Below are 15,045 nucleotides of genomic sequence, written 5' to 3'. Positions count from 1 at the left end.
AAATCAAGTGCAAGAGGAGGGATTTAGGCATGGATGAGATGGAATATGTAACATTTGAGATGGAGAAAGCAAAGCATATCGCGCTGGTTGCCCATGACGGTAAGAAAAAAGAGATGGTAGAGTGGTGCGATAAAAATAAGGACAATCTGAAGGGACATTTCCTGTGCGGCACAGGCACTACCGCAAGGCTGATCTCTGAGAGGACCGGACTTCCGGTAAAAGGCTACAACAGCGGCCCCCTGGGCGGAGACCAGCAGATTGGCGCCAAGATCGTGGAAGGACAGATTGATTTTATGGTATTTCTCTGGGATCCTCTGGAGGCCCAGCCCCACGATCCGGATGTAAAGGCGCTTCTTCGCATCGCTGTGGTCTATGATATCCCGGTCGCTAACAATCTTGCCACGGCAGATTTTCTTCTGCATTCGGAATATATGGGAAAACCTTATGCCAGAAGGGTACAGAACTTTCATCTGACTGTTCAGAAGAGAGTGGAAAAAATGAAAGAGGAATAATCAGACCCTGTCAGGCCGCCGCGGTTTCCGAAAAAGTAATCTCCAAAAGCCGCGGCGGCAACGGGCAGGAGAAAGAGAGGAGAAAACCTTCCTGTACAATTGCTGTGCAGGAAATGCCTGTACAGGAAAAAAAGTTGTTGACACAGCAGAGAGGCTGTGTTATATTTTTGACCAGATAATTTAATGCTTTAAAGCGTTACGGTTTAAAGCGCGACAATTTCAGGTAAACAACAAAGAAAGAAGAGGGAACAACAATGACAGTAAAAATCTTATTGCTGGTAGTATTCTTTGCGGTGATGGTGGCTGTAGGGATCTATTCCAGAAGACATGCTATGAGTGTAGACGGATTTGTGCTGGGCGGCCGCTCTGTGGGCCCCTGGCTTACAGCTTTTGCCTATGGAACCTCTTATTTTTCGGCTGTTGTTTTTGTAGGATATGCCGGGCAGTTTGGATGGAAATACGGTCTTTCCAGCACCTGGATCGGCATTGGCAACGCAGTGATCGGAAGTCTCCTGGCCTGGGTGGTTCTGGGCCGGCGCACCAAAGTTATGACGCAGCATCTGAACTCCCGGACCATGCCGGATTTTTTTGGGGAACGCTACGGGAGCAAAGCTTTAAAGATCGCGGCATCTGCCATTGTATTTATTTTTCTGGTGCCCTATACGGCATCTATCTACAATGGATTATCCCGGCTTTTTGAGATGGCTTTTCATGTTCCCTATGCCTGGTGCGTGGTGGGGATGGCCGTTTTTACCGGGATCTATGTGATCCTGGGAGGCTACATGGCAACGGCCATCAATGATTTTATCCAGGGCATTATTATGCTGGCCGGCATTGTGATCGTGATCGGCGCGGTCCTTTCCGGACAGGGGGGATTTCTGGAAGCAGTGCAGAAGATGGCGCAGATCCCCAGCGATGTGCCGGTGACACTGGGACAGCCCGGAGCCTTTACCTCCTTTTTCGGCCCGGATCCTTTGAATCTTTTGGGGGTGGTCCTTCTGACCTCTCTTGGTACCTGGGGACTGCCCCAGATGATCGGCAAATTTTATGCGATCAAGGATGAAAAATCCATCAATACCGGAACAGTGATCTCTACCATATTTGCGGTGGTGGTGTCCGGCGGATGCTATTTTCTGGGCGGTTTTGCAAGACTCTTTGACGATCCGGTCATTTACGACGGCTCCGGAAATGTGATCTATGACAGTATCATTCCTCATATGTTATCGGCTCTGCCGGATCTTCTGATCGGGATCGTAGTGGTGCTGGTGCTGTCCGCATCCATGTCCACGCTGGCGTCTCTGGTGCTGACTTCCAGTTCCACACTGACGCTGGACTTTTTAAAAGAGAACCTGTGCAGGCGGATGGAGGACAGAAAGCTGATCCGGGTCATGCAGGTCCTGATCGTGTTCTTTATCGCAGTTTCCGTACTTCTGGCGCTGAATCCTCCTGCATTTATCGCCCAGCTGATGGGGATATCCTGGGGAGCGCTGGCTGGATCCTTCCTGGCGCCCTTCCTCTATGGGCTGTACTGGAAGCGAACGACAAAAGCGGCTGTGTGGGCCAGCTTCTTCACCGGCGTGGGGATCACCACCGTCAACCTCTTTGTGCCGTTTATTGAGTCTCCGATCAACGCAGGAGCGGCGGCCATGCTGGCAGGTCTTCTGGTGGTGCCGGTGGTGAGCCTGGTGACGAAAAAGCCGGATCCGAAGATCACGGATGGTATCTTTGCATGCTATGAAGAAAAGGTAACGATCACGAAAAAACGGTCGTTGGAACAGGATTAAGATAGATCAAGGAAAGTGATTAAAAACACCACTTTCCTTTTTCTTTTATCTATGTTAGTATTAAAAAGTGTTAAAATATGACAATAAAATTGATGATTATTGTTTGGGATAGAAAGAGAGGTTGTGTACATGAAAAATTGCCAGAAGTATGAGAGAGGCTACTTTATGCCTCCGGAAGTTACCTATGACTGGGTGAAAAAGGAATACATCGATCATGCTCCGATCTGGTGCAGCGTTGACTTAAGAGACGGCAATCAGGCGCTGATCGAGCCCATGAGCCTGGAAGAAAAGCTGGAGTTTTTCCAGATGCTGGTAGATATCGGATTTAAGGAGATCGAAGTGGGATTCCCGGCGGCTTCTGAGACAGAGTATCAGTTTATGCGGACGCTGATCGAGAAGAACATGATCCCTGATGATGTGACGGTACAGGTGCTGACGCAGGCCAGAGAGCACATCATCAAGCGGACCTTTGAGGCGGTCAAGGGAGCGCCTCACGCGGTGATCCACCTTTATAATTCTACATCCGTGGCGCAGAGAGAGCAGGTATTCCGGAAGGATAAAGAAGAGATCAAGAAGATCGCGATCGACGGCGCGGAGCTTCTTCTGAAGCTGGCAAATGAAACGGACGGCAATTTTACCTTCCAGTACAGCCCGGAGAGTTTCCCGGGAACAGAAGTAGACTATGCGGTAGACGTGTGCAACGCGGTTCTGGACGTGTGGAAGCCTACGCCGGAGAACAAAGCCATCATCAACATTCCCACTACCGTGGAAAATGCGATGCCGCATGTATTTGCCTGTCAGCTGGAATATGTAAATAAGCATCTGAAATACAGAGACAGTGTGATCCTCTGCCTGCACCCCCACAACGACCGGGGCTGCGGCGTGGCAACAGCGGAGCTTGGCATCCTGGCCGGCGCAGAGCGTATCGAGGGCACCTTGTTTGGCAACGGCGAGCGTACCGGCAACGTGGACGTGGTGACCATGGGTATGAACATGTTTTCCCACGGCGTGGATCCGGGACTGGACTTTTCCAATATGAAAGAGATCCGGGAGACCTATGAGAGACTGACCAGGATGCATGTGGATCCCCGTCAGCCTTATGCGGGAGACCTGGTGTTCACCGCATTTTCCGGTTCCCATCAGGATGCCATTGCAAAGGGAATGGCCTGGAGAGAAGAGAAGAAGTGCGACAAGTGGACGGTTCCGTATCTGCCCATTGATCCCCAGGATGTGGGAAGAAAATATGATTCCGACGTGATCCGCATCAACAGCCAGTCTGGAAAGGGCGGCGTAAACTATATCCTGAAGCAGAGCCACGGCATCAATCTGCCCAAGCAGATGAGAGAAGAAGTGGGGTATCTGGTCAAAGACGTATCGGATAAGGCGCATAAAGAGCTGAATCCGGAGTGGGTATATCAGATCTTCTCCGACAATTATATCAACACCAGGCCGGTGTTCCACATTGATGAGTGCCATTTCAAACAGGTGGACGGCATTACTGCGGAGGCAACCATCAATCACAGCGGCGAAAGACGGGTGATCACGGCGACCGGAAACGGACGCCTGGACGCGGTCAGCAACGCCATCAAGCAGTATTTTAATATCAGCTATGAACTGACCTTCTACGAGGAACATTCTCTGACCAAGGGATCTTCCTCCAAAGCGGTGGCTTATGTGGGTGTGATCTGTAAAGGCAAGACCTTCTGGGGCGTAGGCATTGACCCGGATATCATCAAGGCCTCTATGGAGGCGCTTACCGTGGCTGTGAATAAGATTGACGAGATCGGCAGCGCCAAAGCCTGCAAGGATGAAAGAATGCTGGAGATCATAAATTATATCCAGGCCAATTACATTGACGTTACTCTGGATGACCTGGCCGAGAGATTCTATCTCTCCAAGCCTTACATTTCCAAATACATCAAAGAAAAGTCCGGCATGACTTTTGGGGAGCTGGTTAAAAAGATCCGCATGAAAAAGGCCAAGGCCCTGTTAAAGAGCAGCAATATGACGGTAGAAAATATCGCTCTGACCGTAGGATACCAGAATGTGGAGCATTTTAACCGTCTGTTCAAAAAAGCTTATCAAATGACTCCTATGCAATATCGGAATCAGAAATAATAAAATGTCAAAAGAAAAGAGGTTGTAGTACAATGATTATTTGTGCAAAGTATCTGATGACCGGGGACGGCAAGACCGTTCTCGAAGACAAGGCAGTTCTGACAAAGGACGGCAAGATTGAGAAGATCGCGTCCAAAGAGGAACTGACAAAGGCGTATCCTGAGGAGGAAGTCAAGGATTACGGGGAAGCCACCCTTCTTCCGGGACTGTGCGACATGCACGCCCATCTGGGATATTATTATTCCCAGCCGGATACCTTTAACTATGGTCCGCAGCTGATCATGCTGTATGCGCTGCAGCATGCGCAGTCCGCATTTGAACGGGGCATCACGTCTGTGCGTGATATGTCTTCCGCCCACGGTGTGTGCAAGAACTTAAAGCTTGCAGCGGAAAAAGGATTTGTAAAGATCCCAAGGATCACTCACACTGATACCGGTATCTGCATGACCGGCGGCCATGCCTGGGACGAAGTGGAAGAAGTGGACGGACCATGGGAAGTAAGAAAAGAGATCCGCAAGCAGGTGCGTGACGGCGCGGAATGGGTGAAAGTGCTGACCACTCACCGTTCCCATATTCCGGAACTGACTCAGGAAGAGCTGAACGCGGCAGTTGACGAATGCCACAGAAGAGGCATCAAGTGCGGCGTACATGCAGGAACCAATCCGGGGATCCAGATGTGTATTGACGCCGGATTTGACACCATTGAGCATGCCACCTTTATGACTCTGGACCATGCAAAACAGATGGCGGAAAAGGGCATTGCCTGGACGCCGACCATTATGGCATATACTTTATTATATGATATCTGCAAAGAAAACCTGGAGAAGAATGCCGGCAAGCCGGTCAACGATCCGGTGATGCAAAAAGAGATGAAGGATTACCAGTATTTTGAGCCGGCTTACAAGGCATACAGGGATCATTTCAAAGAATTTTATGATACCGGAGTTACTGTGATCGCAGGAACTGATATGGTTATGTATCAGTCTCCCTTCCTGCCGCTTCCAAGAGAGCTGCAGTACATGGTAGAATATGGCATCACCCCGGTACAGGCGATCCAGACAGCTACCTCCAACCCGGCCAAAGTCCTTGGCGTGGAAAACGAGAGAGGACTGGTAAAAGAAGGGCTGGACGCGGACCTTCTGGTAGTCGGCGGCGACTTAAGCAAAGACATTACCTGCTTAAACGATGTGAAACTGGTAACCTTAGGCGGAGAGAGAGTCTTTGAAGACGGCATCCGCTATGTGGGAACCCACAACATGTTTATGTAGCAGGAGGAAGAAATACTTATGATATGGATCGCGGCGATCGTAATCGGAGCCATCTTTCTCGTAGGCGGAGCCTTTCGTCTGAATGAGAATAAAAAACGGGGCGGAGACACCAGGCTCTACGCACTGATCACTTACATCGGTTTTGCCCTGGTGGTGGTGTGCACCCTGCGGACCATCAGCCCTTACCTCACATTTTTGCCGGAAGAATATGAAACCATCATTATCCTCGGCATAGATGTGGCGGCCTTGATGGCAGGCGGAGAATGGTTCCTGAAGCCGGAGTTTGAGTCCGGCAAAAAGAAAGACAATCACCTGTCAGAGTATCGGGACCGGCAGAATTCCTACCGGCCGAAGAATAAGAAAAAGAAAAAATAAATGTGAAGAAACTGTGAACGGGGACGTAGACTTTTGCAAAAAGTCTACGTCCCCGTTCACAGTTTCTTCACATTTAGATCGCTCTTGTGTATTCTTTGAGCCATTCTCTTTCCTCGTCTGTCAGATGAGGTCCGATCTTCTCATAAACGTCTTTGTGATAGTTGTTGAGCCATTCGCGCTCGTCTCTGCTCATCTCTTCCGGATCGATGCCGTCCAGGTCGATGGGAGCGAAGGTGATGGTCTCGAAATACATGAACTGTCCGTATTTGTTCTGAACGCCTTTTCTTACGATGAATTCGTTCTCAATACGGATACCGAACTGTCCGTCTTCATAGATGCCGGGCTCGTCAGTCATTACCATGCCTTCTTCCAGCTGGTGATGTTCGTTCTTGCTGGGAACCACATACCAGCGGAAGCCTGTGGGCGGCTCGTGTACGTTGCCAAGATAACCAACGCCGTGGCCTGTGCCGCACTGGAAGTCAAGATCCAGATCCCAGATGGGGCCTCTTGCCAGTACGTCAAGATTGTAACCGTAGCATCCGTAAAGGAATTTTGCGCGGGACAGACGCATCATGGCGCGCACAACAGCGGTGAAGTATTTCTTCATCTGCTGGTCTACAGAGCCAAGAACGAAGGTTCTGGTAATGTCGGTAGATCCTTCATAATATCCGCCGCCTGTATCGTTTAAGAAGAAGGCGCCCTCTTTTAACTCTACGTCACTTTCCGGAGAAGGAGAGTAGTGCATCATGGCAGCGTGATCTGCAAATGCACACAGAGGTTCAAAGCTGTCGCGGATATAGCCTTCCTGGGCCGCGCGCAGGCTGGTCAGTTTGTCGGCCGCGCTAAGCTCGGTGATCTTTTCTTTGTCATAGCGGGTCTTGATCCAGTACATAAATTTCGTGATCGCCACGCCGTCTTTGATGTGTGCCTCTTTGATGTTTTCCAGCTCTACCGGGTTCTTCATGGCTTTCATGAGGATTTCCGGGTTGGCCGCCTCTACGATGCCGCAGGGGATGTTCTTAAACAGCGCATAGTTCATCTTCATCGGATCGATCATGGCAGTCAGAGACGGATCCAGCTTCTTCACATCTTCGTAAATATCGTTGTAAGGATGAATGTGCACATTGTTCTTTGCAAACTCTGCAAGGATCTGATCGTTTAGCTTACGCTCATCCACATAGAGCTCTACACTGTCCATGGTTACGATGGAGTAGGAGAGCAGAAGCGGGAAGAATTCGATATCGTCGCCTCTTACGTTTAAGAGCCAGCAGGTGTCGTCCAGGGATGCAATGATGTGGATGTCAGCGCCTGCTTCTTTCATCTTTTCACGCACTCTTTCGAGCTTGGATGCGGTGCTTTCTCCGGAATACTTTTCTTCCAGGAAAAAGGCGGGTTTCTCGGAGAGAGCCGGGCGATCTTCCCATACTTCGTCGATCAGGTCTTCGGAATAGCTGATCTTGATGTTCTTCGGAGCAAGGGCCTCTTCAAATTCCTGCCCCTCGCCCATGGCAAGCACACGTCCGTCGAATCCTACGGTGCCTCCCTCCGGAACAACATCTGCCAGAAACTCTGTCACAGACGGGGTATCGCCTACAAACATTTTCATCAGGCGGATGCCGCTTCCCTCCAGTTCATTTACAGCCTGGAAGAAGTAGCGTCCATCGGTCCAGAGACCGCCGTCGTCCATAGTGATCACGGCAGTTCCATAGGATCCGCTGAATCCGCTGATGAATTTTCTTGCCTTAAAGTGCTCGCCCACATACTCGCTCTGATGGAAATCTGCAGTGGGGACCACATAGGCGTCGATGCCTTTTTCTGCCATTAATTTACGCAGAGCGGCAACTCTTTCTGATACTTTCATATCAGCACCTCCTTGTAAAAATGTGATATAAAATAATCAGGGCCCTTGATACGGTGATCAAAAGCCCTGATATATTTTGCGGCTGAATTATTTCTCGTCTTCTACAACCAGTTCATCCAGCTTGCCGGACAGTGCCCACAGGATTACGCCACATGCGATGATGATCGCAGCAACGATACCGAATGCTGTCACGAAACGGAAGTTTCCAAGCCAGTTGTAAATCGGTCCGTATAATAATCCGGAGAAGAAGATGATCAGAGGCCATACACCAAGCAGAGTTCCCAGAAGTTTCTTCGGGGAGAACTTGTTGATGAAGGAGTTTCCAAGCGGAGAGAAGACCATCTCACCAACGGACATACATACAGCAACAACAACGATGATCCAGATACCAACAGCTTTCTCGCCTTCACCGCTCATCAGAGCTGCAGCTACCATTGCTACGATACCTACGCCCAGGAGGATGATACCAAGTGCTGTCTTCTTGAACATGCTGATGTCGCCCTGCGGTCTCTGCTGCATTTTAGCCCAGAGAGCTGCGAATACAGGACCAAGAACGATACAGCAAAGTCCGTTCATGGAGTCAAACCATGCGGTAGGCATCTGGAAGCTTCCGATGTTCCAGTTTGCCCATCCAAGTCCGCCCTGCTCTACAGGTCCGAACTCGTAGTAAACCGGCAGGTATACCATGTACCATAAGAGCCAGAAAATACCGGAGAAAAGTGTTACAAGCAGGATAGCGGCAACACGCTTTTTCTCGATGGTGGTAAGAGGAGCGGAATCCTCTTTTGCTGTCTCTTTGTCAAGCTTAGCTGCAACCTTCTCTGTTCTGTTGTCAACAAGGAACGGAAGCTTTCCGGCATCGTTTACGATGAAACGAACACCGATGATCCACCATACCACGTCAACGAACATAGCGATCGCACAAAGCAGGAACGCAAAACGGTAGCTGACTGCAAGAGCAACCATGCTGACGAATGTGGTTCCTAAGAAGGATCCGATGTTAACGAAGGAGTACTGGATTGAGAAAATAGAATCCAAGGTGTCCTCGTCAGCCTTCGGGAACTGACGTCCGTTGATACCGGAAAGGTTTCCTTTGAAGAAACCGGTACCAATGGATACCAGAACGATCATTGCCCACAGCATTGCTTCAGAATGAGCCTGCCATGCACATAAGTAACCCAGTCCCATGATGATCTCTCCCAGTGGAACCAGGATTCTCGGGCTGATCCAGCGGTCAGCAACCATACCGCCCAGTACAGGGGTAATGTAGGTGAACGCTACGATGAAAGAGTTCATCAGCGCACCGTCTGCTGTGGTCAGACCAAGACCGCCTTCTGCAACAGTTGCTACTACGAAGACGGAGATGAGCCATTTAGCGGAATAGTATGCAAATCTTTCAAATGTGAAAGACAGGGAGCACACATAGAAACCAAATGGCCATTTCTTCTTTGTGTTTTCCATTTTTTATCCCTCCAATTAATATAGTGAAAAATGAAAACTTTGAACTTGTACGCAACATATAGTTTCCCCTGCGTAACAAATTCAACATGAGAACTATAGCACAAAAAAGGTTAAAGTACAATCTGAATTTAAGAAATTGTTAATATTTTTTTTAGAATCAACTCTGTTTTTCTTGCGGAATGATAAAGATATCTTTATAATATAAATTGGCAGAAATTTTGATTTTTCTACTTAATTAAATAAGCGATGGTTTATTAGCATTCGTTGGTGGAAGATCAAAGAGAAATACTTTATAAAGACGGAGGTAAGATTATGGGCAACAGGTCAACAGAAAATGCTGCATACCGGCGGATCCTTAGTCTTCTGGATGCAGGAAGTTTTGTTGAGATCGGCGGCGCGGTGACAGCCAGAGCCACAGATTTCAACATGCCAGAAAAAGATACCCCGGCGGACGGCGTGATCACCGGCTACGGCGTGATCGACGGGAACCTGGCATATGTATACAGCCAGGACGCTTCAGTATTAAATGGAGCGGTCGGTGAAATGCATGCGAAGAAGATTGCCAGGATCTATGATATGGCAATGAAGATGGGGGCTCCGGTCATCGGCCTCATTGACTGCGCGGGGTTAAGACTTCAGGAATCCACAGACGCGCTGGAGGCGTTTGGAATGCTGTATCAGAAGCAGGCGCTCGCATCCGGTGTGATCCCCCAGATCAGCGCTGTGTTCGGCAGCTGCGGCGGAGGACTTTCTGTTGTGCCCGGGCTTACGGATTTTACATTTATGGAAGAGAAGGGAAGGCTTTTTGTCAATTCTCCCAATGCGATTCCGGGAAATGAGGTGTCAAAGTGCGATACCGCTTCTGCCGGTTTCCAGAGTAAATACACCGGACTTGTGGATGAGACCGGTTCGGAGGAGGAGATCCTTTCCTGGATCAGGAGCCTGATCCTGATGCTTCCCTGCAACAATGAAGAGGATGTTTCCTATGAGGACTGCAGCGACGATCTGAACCGGACGTGCGCCGATATAGAAGCGGGCGCGGAAGATCCCAGGATTACGCTGCCCCTGATCTCTGACGAAGGGATCTTTTTCGAGACAAAGCGGCATTTTGCAAAAGATATGGTGACCGGATTTATCAAATTGAACGGGATGACGGTAGGAGCGGTGGCCAACTGCAGGAAAGTATACGACGGGGAGGCAAACGCAGTGGCCGAATATGACGGTTCGCTGTCCGCAGACGGCGCTGGAAAGGCAGCGGAGTTTGTTACCTTCTGCGACGCCTTTCATATTCCGGTGCTGACTCTGACCAATGTAGAAGGGTTTGCTGCCGGCGATTACGAAGAAAAACATCTGGCAAAAGCTGTGGCAAAGCTGACTTACGCATTTGCGAATGCTACGGTACCGAAGGTCAGTGTGATCACCGAAAAGGCATTTGGAACTGCTTATGTTGCCATGAACAGCAAGTCCACAGGGGCAGATATGGTATATGCCTGGAAAGAAGCAAAGATTGGAATGATGGATCCGTCTCTTGCGGCGAAGATCATGTATGCGGGAGAAGACATGGCGGTGATCCGCGAGAAAGCCGCCGCTTATGACAGCCTGCAGAACAGCCCGTTGTCTGCTGCGTCCAGAGGATATGTGGACACCATCATCGAACCGGCGGACACCAGAAAATATGTGATCGGCGCTTTTGAGATGCTGTTTACGAAGCGGGAAGAGCGTCCGGTGAAAATGCACGGAACGGTTTAGTGAGGTGAGGCAAATTGAAGAAGAAAATAAGTATTGTGCTGTGTGCGGTGATGACCGCATTTCTGGCTACAGCCTGCACGGCTTCCAGGCAGGTCGCCTATGATCAGGATACCCTTCTGGACGCCACGGAAGTACTCATTCAGTACTGTGCAGGCGCCGATGAAACGGTGCGGGAACAGTGGGAGTCTTTATCGGATTATGAACTGGAATATCAGCTCATGCAGTCTGGGCTTCCCTTTGCTCCGGAAGGATTCCTGGGCGCGCTTGAAGCGTGGCCTGCCGCAGTGGAAGAGTGCGGAGCTTATGAAGGGCACGGTGATTTTGAGATCACGGCTGACGGCGATGAGATCCATGTAACCACCATGGGAGAATTCGCGCAGAGAAAAGCAGAGATCGAAGTAGTCTACGATGCGGATTCCCGTCTGGATTCCCTGTCAGTGTCCGCAGAATACAGTATGGGCGAGATCCTGGAAAAAGCAGGCCTTAACACGATCCTTGGTATGGGAACGGTGTTTGTGGTACTGATCTTTATCTCGATCATCATTTCCCTGATGAAATACATCCCGGCTCTTGGAACAGTTTTTCAGAAGAAGTCCAAAGATGTTTCGGAAAAGAAAGAGGAAGAACTTACGGAAGCGGAGGCGTCCGGGGGTGAAGACGGTATGGATCAGGAGCTTACAGATGACGCGGAACTGGTGGCTGTGATCGCCGCGGCTGTCGCTGCGGCGGAAGGGACATCTGCGGATGGATTTGTAGTCCGCAGCATCCGGCGCAGACCCTCGAATAAATGGAAAGCATAAGGAAACCGAAGGAGGATATCAATTATGAAAAATTATACGATTACAGTAAACGGAAATGTCTATGATGTGACGGTAGAAGAAAAAGGAGCTTCCCAGGCGGCGCCGGTCAAAGCGGCAGCGCCAAAGGCTCCGGCAGTCAGCGCTCCGAAGCCGGCAAAAGTGGCCGTGGCCGCAGGGGCTATAGAAGTGAAAGCCGGGGCTGCAGGCAAAGTATTTAAAATCGAAGCCGGCGTTGGATCCAGTGTAAAAAGAGGAGACGCTGTAGTCATCATCGAGGCGATGAAGATGGAGATCCCAGTCGTTGCACCGGAAGACGGAACCGTTGCAAGTATCAATGTGGCAGTCGGAGACGCCATCGAGGCCGGAGAGGTGCTTGCCACATTAAATTAGGTCGGGAAGATCCGGACCGATTACGACTGGAGGTTAAAAAATGGAATATATTACAACAACATTGGCAAACCTCGTACATCAGACTGCGTTTTTCAGCCTTACCTGGGGCAATCTGATTATGATAGGTGTTGCATGTTTTTTCCTGTTTCTGGCAATCCGCCATGGATTTGAACCGCTCCTTCTGGTTCCCATCGCTTTCGGGATGCTGCTGGTAAACATTTACCCGGACATCATGTTAAGTCCGGAGGATGCGTCCAATGGCACCGGCGGACTGTTGTATTATTTTTATGTGCTGGACGAGTGGTCCATCTTCCCGTCTCTGATCTTCCTGGGCGTAGGGGCTATGACGGATTTTGGGCCGCTGATCGCTAATCCCAAGAGCTTCCTTCTGGGAGCGGCTGCACAGTTTGGTATTTTTGTGGCTTATCTTGGCGCGATGGCCATGGGATTTTCCGATAAGGCGGCGGCAGCCATCTCTATCATCGGAGGGGCGGACGGACCGACATCCATCTTCCTTGCGGGAAAACTTTCACAGACAGCCATTATGGGGCCCATTGCGGTGGCGGCGTATTCTTATATGTCTCTGGTTCCCATTATCCAGCCGCCGATCATGAAACTTCTGACGACAGAAAAAGAGAGGAAGATCAAGATGGAACAGCTGCGGCCGGTTTCAAAACTGGAGCGGATCCTCTTTCCCATTATTGTTACCATCGTAGTCTGTGTGATCCTTCCTACGACCGCGCCTTTGGTTGGTATGCTGATGCTTGGTAATCTGTTCCGGGAGTCCGGGGTGGTAAGACAGCTGACCGAGACCGCGTCCAATGCGCTGATGTACATCGTAGTCATCCTTCTTGGAACATCGGTAGGGGCAACGACCAGCGCGGAGGCATTCCTGAACCTGGATACCCTTAAGATCGTATTTCTGGGGCTCATCGCCTTTATGTTCGGCACAGCGGCAGGGGTGCTTCTTGGCAAGGTAATGTGTGTGATGACTCACGGCAAAGTCAATCCGCTGATCGGATCTGCAGGCGTGTCCGCAGTTCCCATGGCCGCCAGAGTCTCGCAGAAAGTGGGCGCAGAAGCGGATCCCACCAACTTCCTTCTGATGCACGCGATGGGGCCCAATGTGGCCGGCGTCATCGGGACAGCGGTTGCGGCCGGAACCTTTATGGCAATCTTTGGCGTGATGTAAGAATAAGTATGGAGGAATAGATAATGGCAGAGATAGAAAAAAAACCAATTCAAATTACGGAAACGATCCTGCGGGATGCCCATCAGTCTCTGATCGCCACCCGCATGACTACCGAGCAGATGCTTCCCATCGTGGAGAAAATGGATCAGGTGGGCTATCATTCTGTGGAATGCTGGGGCGGCGCAACCTTTGACGCGTCTTTGCGGTTCCTGAAGGAAGATCCCTGGGACCGCCTGCGGAAGTTCCGGGATGGATTTAAGAATACGAAGCTGCAGATGCTGTTCCGCGGACAGAACATCCTGGGGTATCGTCCTTATGCGGATGATGTGGTGGAAGATTTTGTGCGGAAATCCGTTGCAAACGGCATCGATATCATCCGGATCTTTGACTGTCTTAACGATCTTCGCAATCTGGAGACCGCGGTAAAGGCGGCAAACAAGGAAAAGGCGGAGGCGCAGGTGGCTCTTTCCTACACCCTGGGAGACGCGTATACGCTGGAATACTGGGTGGAGAAAGCAAAGAAGATTGAAGAGATGGGCGCTTCCTCGATCTGTATCAAAGACATGGCGGGGCTTCTGCTTCCGTATACAGCCACAGAACTGGTAGGAGCTTTGAAGGAGGCGGTGGATCTGCCATCCAGCTTCATACCCACTATACTTCCGGCGTGGCTTCCATGACTTACTTAAAAGCCGTAGAGGCAGGCGTAGACGTGATCGATACCGCTATGTCTCCTTTTGCCCTGGGAACATCCCAGCCGGCTACAGAGGTTATGGTGGAGACATTCAAAGGAACGCCTTATGACACCGGCTACGACCAGAAGCTGCTTTCAGAAATCGCAGATTATTTCCGGCCCATCCGGGATGAGGCGCTGGACAGCGGCCTTCTGAATCCGAAGAACCTGGGAGTAAACATCAAGACCCTTCTGTACCAGGTGCCGGGAGGCATGTTGTCCAACCTGACCTCTCAGCTGAAGGAACAGAATGCAGAAGACCGGTATTACGAGGTGCTGGAAGAAGTGCCGAAGGTAAGAAAAGACCTGGGAGAACCGCCCCTTGTCACACCGTCTTCCCAGATCGTGGGAACCCAGGCAGTTATGAACGTGCTGATGGGCGAACGCTACAAAGTAGCGACCAAAGAGACCAGGGATATCTTAAGCGGAAAGTATGGAGAAACCGTAAAACCGTTTAACGAAGAAGTAAAGAAAAAGGTGCTGGGAGACGACGCAGAGATCATCACCTGTCGTCCGGCGGATCTGATCCCGGATGAGATGGATACGCTTCGCAAAGAATGTGAACAGTATGTCCAGCAGGATGAGGACGTGCTGTCCTATGCGTTGTTCCCGCAGGTGGCTACAGAGTATTTCAAATACAGACAGGCGCAGCAGACTAAAATGGATGAAAATGTTGCAGACACCGAGAACGGAAGCTATCCGGTGTAGGAAACAATTTTGTTGCCGGGGACGGGGGATTTCTGAAAATCCCCCGTCCCCATTTGCGTCTGGCAGTCAAAAGCCAGGCTTGAATAATCAGCCGCCA

Annotated in this window: 11 protein-coding genes and 1 pseudogene; 10 read left to right on the top strand and 2 right to left on the bottom strand. The window is 50.3% G+C overall.

All coding sequences use genetic code 11. From position 1 onward, the window contains the following. Nucleotides 1-29 precede the first annotated feature (29 nt). From ABGT54_RS08690 to ABGT54_RS08670, 5 genes are all read left to right on the top strand, one after another. Complete coding sequence (locus ABGT54_RS08690; protein WP_346663725.1) at nucleotides 30-512, top strand: methylglyoxal synthase; 483 nt, start codon at nucleotides 30-32, stop codon at nucleotides 510-512. 254 nt (nucleotides 513-766) lie between these two features. After that, nucleotides 767-2,296, top strand: a complete 1,530-nt coding sequence (locus tag ABGT54_RS08685; protein WP_346663724.1) for a sodium/solute symporter — start codon at nucleotides 767-769, stop codon at nucleotides 2,294-2,296. Between the two features lie 129 nt (nucleotides 2,297-2,425). Continuing rightward, a complete protein-coding gene (locus ABGT54_RS08680; RefSeq protein WP_346663723.1) occupies nucleotides 2,426-4,414 on the top strand; it encodes a 2-isopropylmalate synthase in 1,989 nt (662 codons plus the stop codon). Nucleotides 4,415-4,446: 32 nt separating this feature from the next. After that, entirely contained in the window at nucleotides 4,447-5,682 is a 1,236-nt protein-coding gene (locus ABGT54_RS08675; protein ID WP_346663722.1) for an amidohydrolase family protein, read from the top strand. Nucleotides 5,683-5,700: 18 nt separating this feature from the next. Then, entirely contained in the window at nucleotides 5,701-6,057 is a 357-nt protein-coding gene (locus tag ABGT54_RS08670; protein WP_346663721.1) for a hypothetical protein, read from the top strand. 73 nt (nucleotides 6,058-6,130) lie between these two features. On the opposite strand, the gene ABGT54_RS08665 is transcribed toward ABGT54_RS08670, so the two are convergent. Both ABGT54_RS08665 and ABGT54_RS08660 read right to left on the bottom strand, forming a co-directional pair. Continuing rightward, complete coding sequence (locus ABGT54_RS08665) at nucleotides 6,131-7,918, bottom strand: aminopeptidase P family N-terminal domain-containing protein (RefSeq protein ID WP_346663720.1); 1,788 nt, start codon at nucleotides 7,916-7,918, stop codon at nucleotides 6,131-6,133. A gap of 87 nt (nucleotides 7,919-8,005) precedes the next feature. After that, nucleotides 8,006-9,379, bottom strand: a complete 1,374-nt coding sequence (locus tag ABGT54_RS08660; protein ID WP_346663719.1) for a peptide MFS transporter — start codon at nucleotides 9,377-9,379, stop codon at nucleotides 8,006-8,008. A 312-nt stretch (nucleotides 9,380-9,691) separates the two neighbouring features. Here ABGT54_RS08660 and ABGT54_RS08655 point away from each other — a divergent pair, with 312 nt between their 5' ends. From ABGT54_RS08655 to ABGT54_RS08635, 5 genes and pseudogenes are all read left to right on the top strand, one after another. Beyond that, nucleotides 9,692-11,128 carry a carboxyl transferase domain-containing protein gene (locus tag ABGT54_RS08655; protein ID WP_346663718.1) on the top strand — a complete coding sequence of 479 codons (1,437 nt, stop codon included), beginning with the start codon at nucleotides 9,692-9,694 and terminating at the stop codon, nucleotides 11,126-11,128. A 14-nt stretch (nucleotides 11,129-11,142) separates the two neighbouring features. Beyond that, the gene (locus tag ABGT54_RS08650; RefSeq protein WP_346663717.1) at nucleotides 11,143-11,928 is read left to right on the top strand and encodes an OadG family transporter subunit; all 786 of its coding nucleotides are present in this window, start codon (nucleotides 11,143-11,145) and stop codon (nucleotides 11,926-11,928) included. A 24-nt stretch (nucleotides 11,929-11,952) separates the two neighbouring features. After that, nucleotides 11,953-12,318 carry a biotin/lipoyl-containing protein gene (locus ABGT54_RS08645; protein WP_346663716.1) on the top strand — a complete coding sequence of 122 codons (366 nt, stop codon included), beginning with the start codon at nucleotides 11,953-11,955 and terminating at the stop codon, nucleotides 12,316-12,318. A 40-nt stretch (nucleotides 12,319-12,358) separates the two neighbouring features. Continuing rightward, nucleotides 12,359-13,510: a sodium ion-translocating decarboxylase subunit beta gene (locus tag ABGT54_RS08640; RefSeq protein ID WP_346663715.1), complete on the top strand. Its 1,152-nt coding sequence runs from the start codon at nucleotides 12,359-12,361 to the stop codon at nucleotides 13,508-13,510. Between the two features lie 23 nt (nucleotides 13,511-13,533). Further along, a pseudogene (locus ABGT54_RS08635) lies at nucleotides 13,534-14,948 on the top strand (oxaloacetate decarboxylase subunit alpha). The last annotated feature ends 97 nt before the right edge of the window (nucleotides 14,949-15,045 follow it).

The sequence above is a fragment of the uncultured Merdimonas sp. genome, assembly GCF_963929015.1.
Lineage (GTDB): Bacteria > Bacillota > Clostridia > Lachnospirales > Lachnospiraceae > Merdimonas.
Note: the sequence above shows the minus strand (reverse complement) of the source record. Positions and strands in the feature narration are given on the sequence as shown.